Source organism: Ruminococcus sp. 1001713B170207_170306_F1 (assembly GCF_015668065.1).
GTDB lineage: Bacteria > Bacillota > Clostridia > Lachnospirales > Lachnospiraceae > Blautia_A > Blautia_A faecis.
The window spans coordinates 138,219-156,785 of sequence record NZ_JADPEX010000003.1 but is presented as its reverse complement, the minus strand read 5'-3'; the positions used below and the strand labels follow the sequence as shown (position 1 = coordinate 156,785).

Annotated in this window: 11 protein-coding genes and 1 pseudogene; all 12 read right to left on the bottom strand. The window is 43.9% G+C overall.

The window, feature by feature from the left end; translation table 11 throughout:
* Positions 1 to 1,238 precede the first annotated feature (1,238 nt).
* Positions 1,239 to 3,605 carry a TIM-barrel domain-containing protein gene (locus I4V84_RS03835; protein ID WP_195991277.1) on the bottom strand — a complete coding sequence of 789 codons (2,367 nt, stop codon included), beginning with the start codon at positions 3,603 to 3,605 and terminating at the stop codon, positions 1,239 to 1,241.
* A gap of 187 nt (positions 3,606 to 3,792) precedes the next feature.
* Complete coding sequence (locus I4V84_RS03830; RefSeq protein ID WP_148461547.1) at positions 3,793 to 4,662, bottom strand: AraC family transcriptional regulator; 870 nt, start codon at positions 4,660 to 4,662, stop codon at positions 3,793 to 3,795.
* 121 nt (positions 4,663 to 4,783) lie between these two features.
* Positions 4,784 to 5,080 carry a hypothetical protein gene (locus tag I4V84_RS03825; RefSeq protein ID WP_173718067.1) on the bottom strand — a complete coding sequence of 99 codons (297 nt, stop codon included), beginning with the start codon at positions 5,078 to 5,080 and terminating at the stop codon, positions 4,784 to 4,786.
* The gene (locus tag I4V84_RS03820; protein WP_195991276.1) at positions 5,081 to 6,253 is read right to left on the bottom strand and encodes an aminotransferase class V-fold PLP-dependent enzyme; all 1,173 of its coding nucleotides are present in this window, start codon (positions 6,251 to 6,253) and stop codon (positions 5,081 to 5,083) included.
* Between the two features lie 5 nt (positions 6,254 to 6,258).
* A complete protein-coding gene (locus tag I4V84_RS03815) occupies positions 6,259 to 7,626 on the bottom strand; it encodes a hypothetical protein (RefSeq protein ID WP_118577584.1) in 1,368 nt (455 codons plus the stop codon).
* 319 nt (positions 7,627 to 7,945) lie between these two features.
* On the bottom strand, positions 7,946 to 10,039 hold the full coding sequence (locus I4V84_RS19795) for a corrinoid protein (protein ID WP_243243604.1): 2,094 nt from the start codon (positions 10,037 to 10,039) through the stop codon (positions 7,946 to 7,948).
* Between the two features lie 54 nt (positions 10,040 to 10,093).
* Positions 10,094 to 10,873: pseudogene (locus I4V84_RS03800) on the bottom strand (methyltetrahydrofolate cobalamin methyltransferase); the annotation flags it as partial.
* Between the two features lie 379 nt (positions 10,874 to 11,252).
* Complete coding sequence (locus I4V84_RS03795; RefSeq protein WP_148461543.1) at positions 11,253 to 11,789, bottom strand: DUF2284 domain-containing protein; 537 nt, start codon at positions 11,787 to 11,789, stop codon at positions 11,253 to 11,255.
* A gap of 125 nt (positions 11,790 to 11,914) precedes the next feature.
* Entirely contained in the window at positions 11,915 to 13,885 is a 1,971-nt protein-coding gene (locus I4V84_RS03785; RefSeq protein ID WP_243284010.1) for an ASKHA domain-containing protein, read from the bottom strand.
* 49 nt (positions 13,886 to 13,934) lie between these two features.
* A complete protein-coding gene (locus tag I4V84_RS03780; RefSeq protein ID WP_195991275.1) occupies positions 13,935 to 14,339 on the bottom strand; it encodes an HI0074 family nucleotidyltransferase substrate-binding subunit in 405 nt (134 codons plus the stop codon).
* Complete coding sequence (locus tag I4V84_RS03775) at positions 14,311 to 14,619, bottom strand: nucleotidyltransferase domain-containing protein (protein WP_226814871.1); 309 nt, start codon at positions 14,617 to 14,619, stop codon at positions 14,311 to 14,313. The genes I4V84_RS03780 and I4V84_RS03775 overlap by 29 nt, the downstream gene beginning before the upstream one ends.
* A gap of 287 nt (positions 14,620 to 14,906) precedes the next feature.
* Positions 14,907 to 18,284 (bottom strand): EAL domain-containing protein, encoded by a 3,378-nt coding sequence (locus I4V84_RS03770; protein WP_195991274.1) that lies wholly within the window; start codon positions 18,282 to 18,284, stop codon positions 14,907 to 14,909.
* Positions 18,285 to 18,567 lie beyond the last annotated feature (283 nt).

Genomic DNA, 18,567 nt, shown 5'->3' with positions numbered 1-18,567 from the left:
AATATTGGGCGGATATTCCGGATCCCGTGCTACACTTGCCAGCATATACTTCGACAGATAATATCTCTGCTCGATCACCGGATCATCCAGGGAAATTTCGGAAACACTCCAAAACTTTTTCCACCATGCCCGGTGCCGTTCATGAAGAGTTTCCACATCTTTTTCCGTTATCCACCTTGCCCTGGAAAAGGCATACTCATAAGGCCTGCTGCACTTCGCCCAGGAGCGCACTGGCAGAACGAATGTTGCCCGCTTACCGGCTTTTATTTTTTTATGAGTGCTTCTGTCACTTAGCTTCCCTGTATTTCCAAATGCTTTAACTGCCTCAACATTCTTTAAAATACCGTTTCCCGCCGAAGGTTCTGTAAATACCGCTTTATTTGATTTATTCCCACTTTCCTCAGTGGATATAATAGATTCTTTCTTTAAAGAACCCAAACTTTCAACGCCGCCAATTACTTTCGTTTCCTTCAGAAAGCCCCCAGCAAAACCAACCTTAGTTGGAATATCCACATGATCTGAAAACTGCCGGTATCCACTTACAATCCCACCGCCGGTTTTCTTTACCTGCAGCGGACGTCCCGTCACCAGTCCAGCGAACATTCCGTTCTGGATATTCTCCAACTCACCGCTTCCCCAGACATCCACAGCTTTTTCGCAGCCTTTTCCCGTTTCGTCTGGAAAATAAAAATCAAATTCCACATCCAGATCTGTCTCACTCTCAAACTCTACCACAAGAATGTTCTCATCTGCAGCCACCCAGCTTTTCAGAGAACATTTCTCTCCGGCGGAATTTGTCAATATTGTTATAGTTTCTCCCGTGGCAAACTTCTGCTCCGTATACCACCTGGCACCCTCCATAGCAGGAATATCAAACACCATACGCCCTACCGGTCTGGGGCTTCCGCCGCTTACCGCCGGATCACATTTGGCAGAACTGTTATCATGAAAGAATTCCCAGTTCGCCGCACTTTCCATTTGCCAGAAGTCATTGGTCGTAAACCAGAACTGTGGATACCTCCCATCCCCGGCCACTGCCGCCAGCAAATCTCCATTTCCCAAAATCGGCGCGTCAATCTTCGTCCCCGCATTCTGCCAGATTTTCCATCGTCCGCCCCCTGAAACATCCACATTTCCATCTGGCACAGCCGTCGGAGCCTCAGTAAATACAGCCCTATTTCTCTCTACAACCATATATCTTTCCTTCTTTCCACTTTCGCTTCCCGCACCGCAGTATCCTACTTTATAATCACCGTCTCATAAACCGCTTCCCTCATTCCCGGGAAGCTGCCCTCTCTACGCCCATTCACCAGCTGTCCTGCCGCATCCTTCCACTGGAATCTGGTCGTCGCATACGCCCCATTCTCAAAGTTATAGTTATTTCCTTCATCCTCATACAGCACAAACTCTCCGTCTGCCCCAGGATAAACGATAATCTGTACCGGCTTCTCTGGCTCCTGCTCTGCATAAACCAGCCCATCAGCCACCGGAATGATCGCACCCGCCTTCACGAAAATCGGGATCCGGTCAATAGGTGTCTCCACCTTCACATACTGGCCGCCCTCATATTTCTCATTTGTCCAGTAATCGTACCAGATCGTACCAGCCGGCAGATAACACTCCCATGTCTTTTCCCTGTTAAGCACGGTACTTTCCGGACCATAATACATAGGCTCCGTAACTGCACAGATCAGCAGGGATGGTCCAAACATAAACTCATTCTCCACCTTTCGCGCCTCTCTGTCCTCCGGGAAATCAAACAACAGGCTTCGCATAATGGTATAATCCTCAAAATGTACTGCCCCTGCCAGCGAATAAATATAAGGCATAAAATGATATCTCAGCTTGATAAATTTCTCGATAGCATCATAGAACATAGTGCCCTTTTCCCCGAAATTCCAGATTTCTCTCGGCGTATCTGTACCATGGGACCGGAACATAGGAAGAAATGTTCCCATCTGAAGCCAGCGTGTATAAAGCTCACAATATCCCTTATCTTTCACACCCTCATTATATTTTCCTTGCCAGAACCACTTGGGCTCCGGATCCGTGTTGCATCCGCATCCACGGTTCTGCCACTTATCTGCAACTGTGAAAAAGGCTCCGATATCCAAGGTCCAATAGGGATAACCGCTCAGTCCCATATTCAAACCTTCTACGATCTGGATCTTCAGATTCTTCCAGTCCGCGCAGGTATCTCCAGACCACAGCATAGCTGCATACTTCTGACCAGATGCATAACCGGAACGTGTCAAATTCAGTACACGCATATCCTCCCGAGCCTTTCTCTGGTTCTCATAAATTCCCTTTGCATGCTCCAGGGCAAAAGCGTTGGCCACAGCAGGATCCAGGTATTTCTTGTGCTCGCCTCCAACCAGCTGGAAACGCTCCCAGGGCTCTCTTTTCACCGCACCGCCCCAGTCCGGACCGGAAAACGGCTCTGTGGAGTCACACCACCAGGAATCAAAGCCCTGGTCAAACAGCCCCTCCTTCGCCTGTTTCCAGTACATTTCTCTTGCTTTTTCATTAAAAGCATCATAGGTTGCATAATCATACAGAAGATATCCGGCATCAAAAAATTCCTGATGATTTTTTCCTCCGGCATTCATATTCGGCCATACAGAGACCATGCTGTGGGCATGCATCTCATGAATCCGCTCCATGCACTCCTTGTTATCCCCATAACGGGACTGATCCAGAATCTTCTCCCCCCAGTTGCCCGGATCCCAGGTATTCCAGTCCTGAACCACACAATCCAGCGGAACCCCGATTTCTCTGTAATGGCGTACAATTTCCTCTAATTCTTTGGAAGTATAATATTGCTCCTTGGACTGGATATAACCATAAGCCCACTTCGGCAGCATCTGCGCCTTGCCTGTCAAATAGCGATAAGCATGGATAATTCCATCCATGGTATTGCCGCCCATGAAATAATAATCGATCTGATCCACTGTATCCAAAAACAGGTAAGACTCCCTTCCCTCATCATTAAAAGTCATCAAAGAACAGCAGTCAAACAGCACTCCATATCCTTCTGTAGAAACAAACAGAGGCATTGGAATCCTCATATTGTGCTGGTAAAGATACTGATTGTGTCCGCGATAATTGTAAATTCCTTCCTCCGCCTGGCCAAGACCGTGAATCTCTTCCTCCTCTTTCCAGTCGAAAAATACCCTTGCACGATAACCGTCGCGCACCTTCTCCGGCTTCAGATTCTGAATAAAGTTACGCTCACCGTCAACTGTTTTTACACGGTTGATAACCGGCTTCTCACCTCCAGTTGTATACCGCACTACATCAATTTTTGTTAAATCTGCCTTATCCTGTATGCACCACCTGGTTCCGTCCGCGTGCTTCCACTCTATTTTTCCAGATGAAAGTTCCAGAGAGGCCAGAACTTTTCCAGTCTTTAGTTCCAGCTTTTCTTCGTTTTCCTCTGCTGCAAACTCAACTGCCGGATATTCCTTTTTTTCAATAATAAGAGAGTCGTTTCCCTTAATCTCCTCTTTTCCAATTACACAGCGGATAATTTCCTCTGTAACCGGAATCAGCCGGTATAACATTCCTGCCGCTTCCGTCTGTACATACCTGTCTGTTTTTATCATTTTCCATTCCCTCCGTTTTTCAATCCCCTTTTTTTTACGTTGTCTGTCTGAAAGAGCCTCTTGCGTGATAATAAATTCCAACGAAATTTTCCATTACATAAAAAGCTGGCACATCAGGACAAAGCTTCCTGCTTTTATCCTAACATGCCAGCCTGAAAAAGGTCTATGTCTTATCTGCTCCTGAATTTTAATTATTTTTACTCTTCTCATATCCGGGAGTTTTTCCCATATGCTTCTTATATAATCTGTAAAAATTGGAAATATTATTGAACCCACATGCCAGGGCAATCTCAGTCACATTTGCCCCATCCTCCCGAAGCAGCTCCCGGGCCCGGTTCACACGCAGACGTGTCACATAATCACTGAAGCTGATGTTGGTGAACTTACGGAAATAGGAGGAGAAATAGTTGGAGCTCATATAAACAGACGCTGCAACCTCCTCCAGTGTAATCTTCTCACAATAATGAGCGTTTATGTAAGTAAAAGCCTGCTCCAGACGTTTCATGGCATTTTTCTTTTCCCGAAGCATTTCACCGGACTTGGTCTCATCCTGATAAGCCCGGATCAGCATGGTCAGAATCCGCAGAACATTCGCCTTAATCATAAGCGGATAGCCCTCCTTGCGCTCCTGCCATTCCTGGTAAATCTCCTGTATGCTGGTACGGATCTCCGTATTCACCGGTTCTTCATGGCCCACTCTGTTCTTAAAATTAGTTCCACGCTCAACAAAGGGCCGCAGATATTCCGTATCAAAAGTACTGATCTTCTCTGCTACAAACTCCGGCGAAAAGATCATAACCAAAAGCTTCATTCTGCCTCCCAGAAGCTTCCAGCCATGCGGCTCTACATTATTGAAAATGATAATATCATTCTCTTCCATGGTATATTCCTGTCCATTGACGAAATAGTTTCCCTTTCCTTCCAGAACCCAGGTGATCTCAAAATAGCTGTGCCAGTGCCAGGTTCCCGGATGACTGTTGGAAGGGTTAAGCTCCACTTCTGATATCTGAAAAGGAAATTCTTTATCAAGAGGAATGCTGTCTCGTTCCAGTCTCATACTCTGCCCCCTGTAATAATCTCATGAGCACAGTATAGCAGACTTGGGTTCTGCATGCAATCAGCCTTAAAGATTATGTTATTGTTCACTCCGTGACCAGTAACACGGAGCGAGCAGTAACTTATTCTTTTTGGGGACCGGAATCCAAAAATTCTTCTAACTTTTGCAGCTCATCCTCATGCTTCCCATGAACTGCAATTCTGAAATAATCTTTTCCCTGCACTCCCTTTATCATATAATAATCATTTTCTATTTTGAAAAAAGGCTCTTTCAGCATATCCAGATACACAAAACTTCCCAGAGGTCTCAGACTTAATATAAAAGCTCTGTCTATAGGCGCATCCAGAAGGTAATCCGTTGCGAACCAGCCTGATTCTGCACACTTTTCTCTTGACGGCTGTTTTCCAAGAATTTTCATTTAATCGGCTCCTCTCAATGATACTGCAATCTGGCCTGCTGCCTCCAGAAATGCAAGGATTTCCTCTTCTTTCGTAAACCAGGAAACGCTCACTCTCACAGTTCCACTATTTTTTGTTCCCATTGCCTCATGAATCAGGGGGGAACAATGAAGTCCGGCGCGCACTGTAATTTCATAACCGTTTTCCAGGATATATGCCGCATCGGAAGCCTTCAGCCCCTGAAAATTCAGGCTCATAACAGGTCCCTTACATTCCGCAAAACTGCCATATATCTGTACCCCCGGAATTTTTCCAAGCCCTTCATACAAAAGCTTCATCATCCTTTCTTCTTTTTCCTGTATCCTGTCTACGCCGATTTCCAGCACGAATTCCACACCGGCAAGAAGTGCCCTGATTCCCGGCAGATTCTGAGTGCCGACCTCATACTCATAATCACCTTCTTCATAAGTAAGCTGTTGACTGTTCCGCCCTGTGCCGCCATACTTCAATGGCTTCAGTTCCAGCCCCTTTCTTATGAAAAAGCCCCCGGTGCCTTGTATTCCCAAAAGACTTTTATGCCCTGTAAAAATAACCCCATCTGCCCTCCAGCTGTCTGCATCCACCGGAATACAGCCTGCACTTTGCGATACATCAACAAGCAGAAGCAGATTATTTTCTCTTACAAAATTTCCAATCAGCTTCATATCCTGCACATATCCGGTCACATTGGAACAGTGGTTTACAATAAGAGCTGACGGATTTTTCCCTGTGTTTTCCAGAGCTTCTTCCAAACCTTTTTCCAGTGCCTTCCGGGTAACTGCTCCATTTTCCAGGCAGGAAATGATTGTTACCGGATGCTTCTTTAATACCGACTGATTCATAAGCGGGCGCAATACACTATTGTGTTCTGTCTGGGTTGCCAGGATTCCACACCCCTCTTCTCCGTAATCCAGTCCACACAGCACTGTGTTCAGGCTTTCCGTAGCACCTGAGGTAAAAAAGATCCGGTCATGAGCATGGATGCCCAGCAGCTTTCCAAGCTTTTCCCTGCACCTTTCTTCTGTATCTTTTTTCAAAATTGCGCTTCCTCCCCGGAATTGCGAAGCAGGCGTGTCCATAAGACACGCCTGTACAGCTTCACATACAGAGGAAGGCTTGGGCCAGGAAGTGGCCGCATTGTTCAGATAGATCATCTAACTCATCCTTCCAGGATATTGAAATCCATAACCTTTGCAATTTTTTTGATCAACCTGGTATAATCACCAAAAATCAGAACCTGATGATGTCCAAAGCCAGCCAGATTGTGCATAAACTCCCTTGCATCATCCATCTGGATATAGTAATACGGGCTGCAATAGGTCTCGGCATATTCCGAACGGATTACTTTTCCTTTCTTAATGCACATGGTATCACCTGCCGGATTGAAACGACCAAGTGTAATATAATCGTCTTCGTTCTGTGTAAAATCAACCTGAAGCTTACCGCCGAAGCCCTGTCCGGTAAATGCCCACAGCTTGTATTCCAGCGGTTTTGTTCCGTATCCGTTCATACAAAGTGCCGGAACTGCATGATGGATCCTGAGCAGCTCATCTGTCTCATGATTTGGATTTCCCATAAAGGCCGGACGGTTTGCAGCGTATTGCATGATCAGCATTGCCATAAGTGCATTCAAGTCTTCCTCGCATCCGCTTGGAATTCCCTCATCCTTCATAATTGAATGACACATGCATGGTGTAAATTTACGGTTCTGTGGAATTTCCGTCGTACAAAGCTCATGACAGGCTGTGGAAAATGCATTGCAGTCATAAATATCCATCATTTTCTTTGCTGCAAGATAATATTTAATGTCATTGATAAACCAGTCGGTATTTACCTGAGTATCTGTAGAACCAGCAATCAGCTTATCCGCAATTGGCTTTGCCTCTTCATCCGTAATCTCATCCATATATTTGAAAATAGATGTGAATGGAAGCTTGATCACTTCAAATCCATAACGCTGACGAAGAACCTCCGGATCACGGATAAGGCTCTGAATTCCAAATGTAGGCTGGGAACCTGCGGTCAGCACAAGTGCTCTTGTATTGCGAACTGCTTTTCTTACCCAGAGAATATGTGCGATTTCATTTACATCCTGAAGATCCATTGCCACGTATGCTTCCACACCAATTGAGCGGCAATATGCTGCAAAATCAATGCCCTCATTTCCATTCTGCCAGATAATGACCGGTTTTCTGTAGCGTTCCAGCTTCGGAATTCTCCATCCCATGCAAAGGAAGCAGTCAATTTCATCTACATCTTCACCGATCTTGTCGAACATTTCTTTTTCTACAACAAAGGATTCATTATATCTTACATCCAATGCCTCTTTAAATTCAACCTCGCTGATCACGTCCTTCAGGGCCTCTACAGAGCTTTTGAAGGTTTCATCAGCAACCTTTGTCTCTGCCTCTACAGTCATGTCTTCTTTTCGTCCGGCACGGCACGGTCCCTCCCAGAAATGAGTATGTGTCAGACAACCGATCAATGGTCTTACAACAAGTTTTACATCCATAGCTTTCTGTTTCATAGTTTGAAATACCTCTTTTCCCCATTCAATTTTTGTGTTTCCCCCGCGTATTAATTTCAATTATATCTTTTAAAAAAACTTTTTCTTCTATTTTCTTCCTGTTACTTTATACTTTCTTATTGTTTTTTGTACTAATTACACAAATATTATAATTATTCCTATTAGTTTTATATGAATTATTGCACGTTGTATATCTCATACAGACAACGCAAAGCGCCGACAGATTTACCTGCCGGCGCTTTTTGGTTTTTATTATGGAGTTAACAAAACAAACTTAATTTGAATATGGGTTACTTCCATCAATAAGACTGCATATGTTTCAGCGTCCCAGAGACTCTACAAAAGTTCCCTTCACATCGCTCCAGTTGCGGTCTGCATAATCAAGAAGATATGCAGCCTGCTCCATGGACATTTCCGGGAAAAGAAGGAAAAGGCTGTGGGAGCCGTATTTATTTACAATTCGGTCTACGTTGCGGATCCAGTCTTCAAACTCACCGGAATATACCTTTACCCAGATGGATTTGCCTGCTGCAATTGCTTTATCATAGATCACATCCCAATCCGGAAGGGTTCCGTCCGGACCGGCATCACCGCTGGTCCACTGAAGAGCATCAATTCCCTCAATTTCCATAAGCGCATCCATGTGCTTAATTGCAGCCGGACCATCCAGATGATAAAGTACATGATCCACATTTTCAGACTGACTGCGTAAGGACGGCTGGATATATTTACGGAAATCTTCCGGTGACATCATTGCTGAGAAATCGCACTGAAGCTTCACTGTTCTGCCTGGTCCCCAGATCTGGAATACGGTGTATGCATTTCCGCCTTCTTCATCTTTGATAACATCATAAAAACGGTCATAATATTCATAATAAATGTCCGTTACCTCCTGGATTCTTTCCCCGATCATTTCCGGCTCATCCAGAAGATCAAACAGAATATCCTGCGCTCCGCGAAGAGAGGCAAGAACATCAATGTTTTCCATAAGATCCGGCATATCCACATAGAAGTCATCTCCGGCAAGTGCCTGACAATCCTTTGCAAGCTGAAGATGTTTCTTAAACCATTTATTCTCCGGATCAAAGGTCAGCTTCGGCACACCGTCCCAGCCGTCCAGACATTTGTTAAACCATACTGTATCTTCTTTAAACCCAATTTCAGAACCAAGATAAGAAGCAAGTGAGCCTGGTCCAAAATCAATATTCAGATTCGGAAAGCTCTCTCCAAGGAATGCATGTGTCTGGCAGAAGTAACGATAGCGGTCAACAATTCTCTGAGGGTTCTGGTATTTGTCCTCCATATCTTTCCACTTCAGTTCTTCCGGCATATTATAGTATTTTCCCTGACAGATCTGATCCAGATAACCGCCCTCTACAGGTGTTCCGTCGGAGTACTGCTCCACCTCAGGTCTTCTTGCGATTACGCACATAAGCGGTCTTCCCGTGTTCTTATGCGCCCAGTAGTTGCGGAATTTCTCTTTGGCAGCTTCCATATTTACTTTGTAGCCTTCACCAGGTTTCGGAAGCTGAATTTTGCTCAGATCCACTTTATCCTTTACAAAATGAGGTGCCTCATGAAGCGGTCTGCGTACCCAGGTACCATTGGTTTCGGATGTTTCGTAGGAATCATCTTCCGGAGTTTCTTCTGCATCCGGCTCTGACTTTGTCTGCGCATCAGTCATCGCAATATTTTTCTCTTTGTCTTCCGCACCTGCAGTTACGCTTTCCTCGCCCTTTACTGAAACCTGGTCAAATTCCCCGGCTGCTGCCTTTGCACAGAATCCGGATTCCGCATATTTTTTTGCACACTCTGCTGCAGAAGCTGCATCCTCTGTGTATGCGTCTGCTCCGATCTCATCTGCAAACTCCTGGCTGATCGGCGCACCGCCAACCATGATCTTAATCCTGCTTCTGAATGGCTGTTCCAGAAGTGCTGCTACTGTGTCACGAAGTGACGGCATTGTAGTGGTAAGAAGAGCGGAAAGTGCTACAATGCTTGCTTCTTTGTGCTTATTTACCTCATCAATAAAAGTCTGGATCGGCACATCAACACCAAGGTCAATTACTTCAAAGCCTGCACTTTCGAACATCATTCCAACCAGGTTTTTACCAATGTCATGAAGATCTCCGGCAACCGTTCCAAGAATGATGGTTCCTGCGCTTCCGGCCTCTCCGGTTGCAAGATATGGCTTCAGTACTTCCACACCAGCCTTCATGGCTCTGGCTGCAGCCAGCATCTGTGGTACAAAAATAATCTCTTTCTTAAAGTTATCGCCAACAACTGCCATGGCGCCGATCATGGCGTCGTTGAGGATTGCAGTTGGATCACATCCTGCATCAAGTGCCTCCTGGACAGCCTGTCCGATTTCTTTATTTTTTCCATCCTGGGTTAATTTGAAAACCTTCTGCATTTTCTCATCAAGCGGAGATGCAGGAGCCGGCTGAGCGGCTTCCTCGGATGCTTTGTTTCCGAATTTATCAATATACTGCAGGCAGTATTCATCACGCTCCAGAAGTGCGTTTGTTGCATAGATCATACCAATCATGTTTTTGTTGGTCGGATCTACGATGGCACTGTCCATACCAGCATTCATAGCAAGAACCATAAATGCCTGGTTAATATTTTTTCTCACCGGAAGTCCGAAGGAAATATTAGAAAGTCCGCTTGTAATGTGGATCTCCGGATATTCGTATTTGATTCTTCTGCAGCAGTCTGCAAATACAGTCAGCGCAGTCTGGTCTGTTCCCAGGGTTACAACCAGTGGGTCAATATGTAAACGGCTTGGTGCAATGCCGTACTGTTTCGCTTTTTCCATAATTCCAAAGAAAATTTTCATACGACGCTCTACGGAATCCGGAATTCCATCGTTATCGCAGAGAAGGGCTACGCACTCCCAGTCTGTGTCTGCGATCACTGGAAAAATCGTGTCAATTTTGTCTCCTTCAAGGGAAACAGAGTTAATAAGTCCCGGTCTTTTACAAAATGGAATGGCTGCAACGCAGGATCTGGCACTTGGACTGTCCACACAGATTGGTGTATCTGTCACTTCCTGTACAAGGTCGATCATCCATTTCAAGGTTTCTACTTCTACAGCCTCTTCTACTGAGGCACATACGTCCAGAAATGTGGCTCCCGCTTCTGCCTGCATTCTGGCTCTTTCTCTGATCAGGTCCGCATCCTTCTCAGCAATGGCTTTTGCAACTGACGGAATGGATCCGTTCAGCTTCTCACCAATAATAATCATGGCATTTTCCCTCCAATATGAAATTGTAATTGCTACTGTTCACTCCGTGACCAGTAACTTGTAATTTTCTGTCACAATCTTCTCCGCAAGCTGTAACAGTTTCGTTCTCTCCGCTGCAAGTCCTCCGCTAAAAGGACTTGCTTTTTACAAATTCATTTTATATCAATTGGGGGAAATTCCTCTTCTGTTATTTTCTCATTCAATTATACTATCTTACTGTGAATAATTTCACAGCTTAATGCATATGCAGGATTTCAGAGCAAAGCATCGTAAAATACTATATAAACTTTCATTTCTTTGTGCTTACACTCCTTCACTTGACACATATACAACTTTTCTTTGCGAAATATCTAACCACCTGCATTTCATCTTCTCAGTTTCACTTTAATAAATAACAGCTGGTATACGCAATCTTTCTAGGACCATAATAATAGTCAAGGTGGTTTGCCTGACAAACCTGCATGACCAGCATTCCATAGGCTTCCATTGAGGAAAAGGCCTGGTCCGGAAAGCGGCAGGGAGCGTCCGGACAGGTACAGGTTTTGCATTTTATGCAGCAGCCTGCGCCTATGGGAAGCATATTCGGGTAAAATTTCCGCAGATCTTTTTCCAGGCTGTAAAAGGAGGCTTTGTGCATAGCTTCTGTGCGCATCATGCCTTCCCCGTCCAGGGAATCCTCCAGCTCTCCCACTGTCTGTACCAGAATTCCAAGTTTATACTTTCTTACTCTTTGTTCGCATTCCTCCAGGGTTCCGCAGCCGGGCGGACAACTCCAGCATTTGTTGTATTTGTGACAGGAATCGGAGGCGCACATCTGGCGTACTTCTGGCTTTAGTTCAATGGTATCGCAGGCCAGGGGTACCACGTTGGTGAAACCGTGGGACAGGCATAGTTGTTTTAAGTCTTTAAAATTCATGTCTCTAATCCTTTTTAAATCATTATTATCCACAGATAACAATATGCAAAAGCATCTTATAATTCTCTGTCTTCTATTTTTATAAAATCAGCACAAAATTTCCCGTAATAAACACGGAAATCTCTTTACCTTTCAAATCCCAGCTCATCTACGAAACAATCCTGAAATTCCGGGCAAGCCGCCAGTTCCAGAAATTCAATGCTCTGTACCGCTCTTTCAATCTCATGACGCTCATTCTTATTTAGCAATGCAATCTTAGCACCTTCCCCGGCGATATTTCCCACACATTGTACTTTCTTCACAAAGCTTTCCGGGATCAGCCCAATCCGGGCTGCGTTTTCTGCACTCATATAATTGCCGAATCCACCTGCCAGATACACGGTCTGGATCTGGGATTCTTCTATGCTTCTTTTCTTTAATAAAAGCTGGATTCCAGCGGCAATGGCTGCTTTGGCAAGTTGAACCTCGCCAATGTCTTTCTGGGTAAGATAGACTCCGCAATCATTCTCAAAACGCGACTGCCCACTCCCATTTTTTTCGTTTCTCTGTAGGCACTCCGTTTTCTCACTTTGCGCATCCTCTGACATATTCTGCTCACATTGGGCAAAAACAGTTTCTTGTGGTGGCACAAGCATAAACGTGTCTGATCTTTCCTGCCCACTGTGAAGAATTCCATTTTCCTCTAACAGACCTGCACGCAGAAGCTCTGCCACCAGATCAATCAGCCCGGAACCGCATAGGCCTACAGGCTTCTCACCGCCAATTGTGGTATACTGCCATTTTCCATCTTCATATTTTACATGATCAATAGCTCCCGGAAGCCCCCGCATTCCGCACTGGATCTTCGCCCCTTCAAAGGCTGGGCCAGATGCCGCGGAGCAGGCTGCCAGGCCATATTTATTTCCAAGGATCATCTCTGTGTTAGTTCCGATATCCAGCATTAAAGTTATTTCATCCTTCAAATCCTGTCGAAGAGCCAGAAGACAGCCACTGGTGTCTGCGCCTATGTATCCGGCGATATTCGGAAGAAGGAGCAACTGGCCTTTTGGGTGGATGTGAATACCATAATCGGCTGCGCGCAAAGTAAGGGACTGACTGATTGCAGGCGTATATGGCGCATGTACCAAAGAAGCCGGGGAAATTCCAAGAAACAGGTGGTGCATACAGGTGTTTCCAACAAGACTTACCTGATAGATATCTTCCACTCCAGGCATCCATTCAGCGCTTTTCGTCTTGCCATTGACAGTTTGATCATTCACTTTTTTCCTTCCACTTGCTATTTTGGGGGCTTTTTGAGTTTTTACAATAAGACTTTCCAGTATTTTATTTATTGTCTTCTGCACGCACTTGCTCAGCGTTTCTGTGCCATGTTCCAGCGCATAATTGGCTCTTTGAATTACGTCTCCGCCATACTGCATCTGAGGATTCATTCTACTTTCTACTGCCAAGTTTTCCCCAGTTCTACCATCCAAAAGATACCCCACAATTGTAGTCGTTCCAAGGTCGATTGCCGCAGTAAAAATCCCATCACCTTTTTCACCACTACTATTCACTCCATGAACAGAATCTTCATGGACGCTAACAATTGGTCTTAAATCAAGGATTTCTTCATCTGTATAGGCTACTTGCCACTCTGGATTGAAGCTTCGTTTTTCATAGAGACTTCCGGCAAGTTTTACATCTGTTTTTATACACCCATAATCTACATCTGACGTTCTTTTATTGTCTGAGATTCCATATACGTCTTCCACCAACCGCTCCCACTCTGACTTTTTTTCCCCAGTCTCCGGCTTCTCCAGCCACACTGTTTTCACCTGCAATTCTGGCTGGAAATTCACCTTTCTGGAAAATCCTTCGCTCAAAATTTTACCTCTATTTTTCTTCCCGGGAATCTCCACCTGACAGTCCTTTTCCACCTTCGTCTGACATGCCAGCACAGGCTTTCCATCTACCTTCACCAGACATTTTCCACAGGTTCCCTGCCCTCCGCAAGGCACATCCGGCGCAAGCCCCGCCTGAATCTCCGCCTCCAGAACGCTGGTTCCAACCGGAACCTCTATACTAATCTCTTCCCTCACAAAATACACCTTAGCCATAACCCAAACTCCCTAAAAACAACCGACCGGGCATGCCCCGGTCGATGTATTATTCTTTCAGCAATTTTTCAACAGCCTTTTTGAAATCATATAATTTATCAATATACACATGAACAATTGTCCCGCAATGTTTTTTCACAATCACTCCATCATAGTCGTGTGCAAGCTGATTTCTTACTTTCAGCATATCCATCCACTCATCACCAGTAATCAGATTCGCCTGAAATGATTCTCTGAGAACTTCTCTTGGTGAGCCAGTGACAAATCCAGTTATTGCATAATACTGTACCAGAATATCTTTCATAACCTTCCACGCCAAGTCAAATGTAATACTGAATTTAGCACTGGTTCCACTAAGTACAAAAGAATCTGACAAATCACGCTGTTTCGCCTCCGCCAGAGAGTCCAGTGAATTTCTAAACGACTCAAATCTTCTTATAAATTTCTCGTCCATATTGTTTTATATCCTCCAACAACAGCTGATTCTGACAAGTATCAAGATCAACCAGATCAATTGTGTACAATGTTGGAATCTCTTCTAAATTCTCCTGCAAATCAAGAATTTCGTGTGAAGCGACTCCAGACACTGCAATATCAATATCGCTCCGCTCTGTCGCAGTTCCCTTTGCCCGGGATCCATACAGAATTATCTTCTGTGCCCCATACAATCTGCACCGTTGTATAATTTCTGTCATGACCTCATCAACGCGCATAGTTTCCCCCATTTCACTCATAAAACTAATTTCATTATAGGTTAAATCCCACGCAACGTCAATTTGCAAAATCTATCTAATTTATTGCCATCAACATCCAGTATCAAATTATCTCTATCATTTTTTCCATTTTCTCACTCATTTCCTAACTGCTTATCACTGATATTTTTTCAAGTTTTTAAAATGTATTTTTAAAACTTTTGTATTTTACATTTTTTTAATTTTATGTGCTGTAGCAGATTATTTTATACACACATAAAAAAGAATCCGGCACAAAGCATTTTTATACACTTTGTACCGGATTTCTCTTATTTTTCTTGTACAAATTTTCTCACAAACTCTTCATACCCACAAGGCTTCCCCCAGAAATATCCCTGTGTGAATTCCGGGCACAGCTTTCGGATTTTGAGCCATTCCTGGGCACTTTCTATACCTTCGATACAAATCTTCATATCCAGATTATGAATCATGGTGCAAAACTGATTCAGAAGATAATATTCCTGCTCATCTGCAACTGCTTTCGCAGTGAAAGAACGGTCGATCTTAATGATCTCTGGTTTCAGCTCGCTGAGATAATGGAAGTTCGAGTAGCCGGTTCCAAAGTCATCCAGCGCCAGACTGATTCCCATTCGCTTCAGTTCTGTGAGAAAATGCTTCTCATTTATATTTTGTTCCAGAAGATCGCTCTCTGTCAATTCCACGATCACCGCTTCCAGCGGCAGCCCTGTCCTTTTCATTTCTGCACTGATATCCTGAATCACATCAGACTTAGAGGCCTGTACCTGGGAAATATTAATACTCATCCGGAACTCTGAAAGTATCTTCCGGATCTCACTGCATTTTCCCATAGCCTCTTTCATCATCCAGCGGCCAGCAGGAATAATCAGACCTGTTTCTTCCAGAATGGGAATGAACTCCGCCGGTGAAATCATTCCGAATTTTTCAGAGGTAAAACGCATTAAAGCTTCTGCTCCATAAGGCACTTTTTTGTCTTCAGCAAATACAGGCTGGTAAAAAGCTGTAAAGCCCTGAAATCCATTAATTACAGCTTCCCGCAGTTCCTGGGTGATCTCCCTTTTCCGAAGAAATTTTCTGTAGGTTTCCCCATTAAATATATAACAACGGTTTCTTCCCAGCTTCTTCGCCTCATTCAGGGCAAAATCCGTCAGCTTCAATGCTTCTGAACACTGATTTCCCTTTAATGCCGCAAATGGTACAATTCCTCCTGAAACCGTATACATGACTTTAAATTCATTGGTTTCAATAAATCTGTCTATTGCCTCTCTCACTTTATCATAAAGCTTATCCGCATCCTTCGCTTCGTCAGAAGCAACATCCAGAATCAGAAATTCATCTGCCACAAGCTTGTACACCTTCTGTCCTTCTGATGTACAGCCTGAAATACACTCCGCCGTTTTCTTAAGTACAAAGTCACCGTACTCCTGTCCGAAGTTATCATTGATTTCCTTAAAATGATCGATTCCTATACGAAGCAGATATCCTGTCTCCAAAGGAGTATCCAGCTGGTTCATATACTCCCGGAAACCAGACTCTCCCAATAGTCCGCTTACATTATCTGCCTTCTGTCTCTTTCCAATTTCGTTCACACAACCAATCATGTAAAGAGGTTTCATGTTATCGTCACGGACCAGATACCCTTTGCAATGAATCCAGATCGGCTTTTTTTTCAGATCCAGCCAACGATATTCCATGCTATGGGTGCAGCGGTCTGTTTCCAGAAGATCATCAAATTCCGCTTTCAGTTTTTCATAATCCGGTGCATATACAAATTCCTTATGCTTCGAAATTACATTATGAAAACCATTTTTGGGAATACAGAAGCGTTCAAGAGCCTGATTTGCTATGTAATAAAAATCCGACCGAAAGTCAACCACATATGGGTAATTATCTGTAGTCGGACTAAGAAGATCGATCACACTGCAAAGCTCATCCACAGACATGCTCTGAAACTTTTTCTCCTGCAGGATCACCTCATCTGTGATCTCCTCTGTCGACTGCTTACTCATACGGGAGAGCAGATTGTCCAGACCTGCTGACCGTGCCACCTTCTTTCTGCGCTTCTGACGGTACAGCATGGTATCACTTCGTCTTACAATATCCTTAAAGTCAAAATCTATATCAGGCTGATAATAAGCATATCCGGCTGACATGCTGAGTGGATACTCCAGCTTGTTCGTTTCCGCTGTTTTTTTCAAAATCAGCTCCAGCGCCTTCAGCCGTTCCGGAATCATATCCTTCTCATCGCTATGATATACATATGCAAACTCATCGCCGCCAATCCGAAAACAGTTCTTTACATTCTGAAATGCCTGACTGATACACTGATAGCATAGCTTCAGCGCTTCGTCTCCCTTTTCATGCCCAAAATTGTCATTGATCACTTTCAGATTATCCAGATCAAACAGAACTACACCTGTTGTACGAAGTTTAATATCACTTTCATCCAGATATTTCACCATGTCCTCGTAAGCGTTTCGGTTCATGGCCTCTGTGAGCATATCCATGTTAGCTATTTTCTGCAGATAGATCACCTTTTGTTTCTGGATATATTGATCGTAATATTGGGAAACCTGGATCCAGATCAGCATAATGATAAACAGCAGGGTTCCTATGGGAAGCAAAATGGATGTCTGTTGAAATTCCCTCAAATAATAAAGGAACATTTCTGCCATTCCGAATACTATGAGCACACACATAGGATACTGGAATTTCTTGGCTTCATCGTTGCCTTCTTTTCTGGCCTCGTAAAGAATGAGGGCAACTGTGTAAACTGCATTGGCAACCATAATAACATGGGTTGCGGGAAGCAGCCGGAATATATCAATAATTCCCATACACTGAAGCAGAACGTCAGCTGCCATATTCGCAAGATAAAGAATGGGAAAAATCAATGCACCTTTGTGATATCTGCTTTTACAGATATCATATAGCAGGAAATTAAAGGGTACCGGGAAAAGGAAGAATGAAAAATAATCCACAAAATACAAAGTTCTTCCATCCGGAATCAAAAACTGCAGGAATCCACATTGTGCCAGTGTCCATACTGCAATCAGCAATGAGAAAAATCCAAGGTTTAAAAAGACCTCTATCTTCGTTTCTGTCTTGTCTCTTCTTTTTCTTCGCACTGCTCCCAAATAAAGCAGCAGGCAGATGATACTTGCAAACAGAATCCCGCAGCTGAGTAACAGGGTTTTAAAGCTGTCCATTAAAATTTTCAGAACGCAATTGCCTCGTGTTCCGTATACAATGCTGACTTCATTTCCATAATAGTTGTCATATACTGGAATAATTCTGACCTCAAGACTTTTACCAGCGCTGTCTTCCGGAATATTCACAATGTGCCAGCAGCTTCCCGGTGACTTCATAAAGCTGGGAGCATCTTCTTCATTTCCGTATTCGTATATTTTTTCTCCGTCCAGCCACACTTCTGCAATGGTGTGTGTGGTTTTAAATAAGATTGATCTGGGATCATCGAAGTCTTCGGGCAGAGCAATATTCTCTGATTTGATTTCTCCATCTGTCAGTTTTTTTGTTTCAAACCTAATCGTATTATCCCAGAGCAATTTTTCCCTGGTTGTACTCTGACTGAATATCCAACCTGAAAAACCAATTGCAAACAATCCAAATACGAACAGAGTGATCCATAGTTTTTTTTCTATTTTCATAGTTTCTCCCTACTACATAAAATAGCACTGCTCACTAAGTGCACAATGATCACCTTGTGCTGCAATTCTGTGCAAAATTTACCCGCACAGAATATTACCTGTAAACAATGACTTACAACTCATCAAAAGATATACATAGACAGCATATCAAACCCATTTAGCTTTTTCAAGGTTTTGACAGATTTTGTTAAAACCTTTTTATTTGAGGGCAAAAAAATATCTGACGGGGCAATTCTGCCCTGTGCCAGATATTTTCTTCGTTTCTGTCAGCTTATGTGTCTGC

What these genes read in the sequence shown, in the direction of transcription:
- I4V84_RS03780 (WP_195991275.1), bottom strand. Translation starts at nt 14,339, where the DNA reads ATGGACGAGAAATTTATAAGAAGATTTGAGTCGTTTAGAAATTCACTG.
- I4V84_RS19795 (WP_243243604.1), bottom strand. Translation starts at nt 10,039, where the DNA reads ATGCAGAAGGTTTTCAAATTAACCCAGGATGGAAAAAATAAAGAAATC.
- I4V84_RS03815 (WP_118577584.1), bottom strand. Translation starts at nt 7,626, where the DNA reads ATGAAACAGAAAGCTATGGATGTAAAACTTGTTGTAAGACCATTGATC.
- I4V84_RS03795 (WP_148461543.1), bottom strand. Translation starts at nt 11,789, where the DNA reads ATGAATTTTAAAGACTTAAAACAACTATGCCTGTCCCACGGTTTCACC.
- I4V84_RS03775 (WP_226814871.1), bottom strand. Translation starts at nt 14,619, where the DNA reads ATGAGTGAAATGGGGGAAACTATGCGCGTTGATGAGGTCATGACAGAA.
- I4V84_RS03785 (WP_243284010.1), bottom strand. Translation starts at nt 13,885, where the DNA reads ATGGCTAAGGTGTATTTTGTGAGGGAAGAGATTAGTATAGAGGTTCCG.
- I4V84_RS03835 (WP_195991277.1), bottom strand. Translation starts at nt 3,605, where the DNA reads ATGATAAAAACAGACAGGTATGTACAGACGGAAGCGGCAGGAATGTTA.
- I4V84_RS03820 (WP_195991276.1), bottom strand. Translation starts at nt 6,253, where the DNA reads ATGATCTATCTGAACAATGCGGCCACTTCCTGGCCCAAGCCTTCCTCT.
- I4V84_RS03830 (WP_148461547.1), bottom strand. Translation starts at nt 4,662, where the DNA reads ATGAGACTGGAACGAGACAGCATTCCTCTTGATAAAGAATTTCCTTTT.
- I4V84_RS03825 (WP_173718067.1), bottom strand. Translation starts at nt 5,080, where the DNA reads ATGAAAATTCTTGGAAAACAGCCGTCAAGAGAAAAGTGTGCAGAATCA.
- I4V84_RS03770 (WP_195991274.1), bottom strand. Translation starts at nt 18,284, where the DNA reads ATGAAAATAGAAAAAAAACTATGGATCACTCTGTTCGTATTTGGATTG.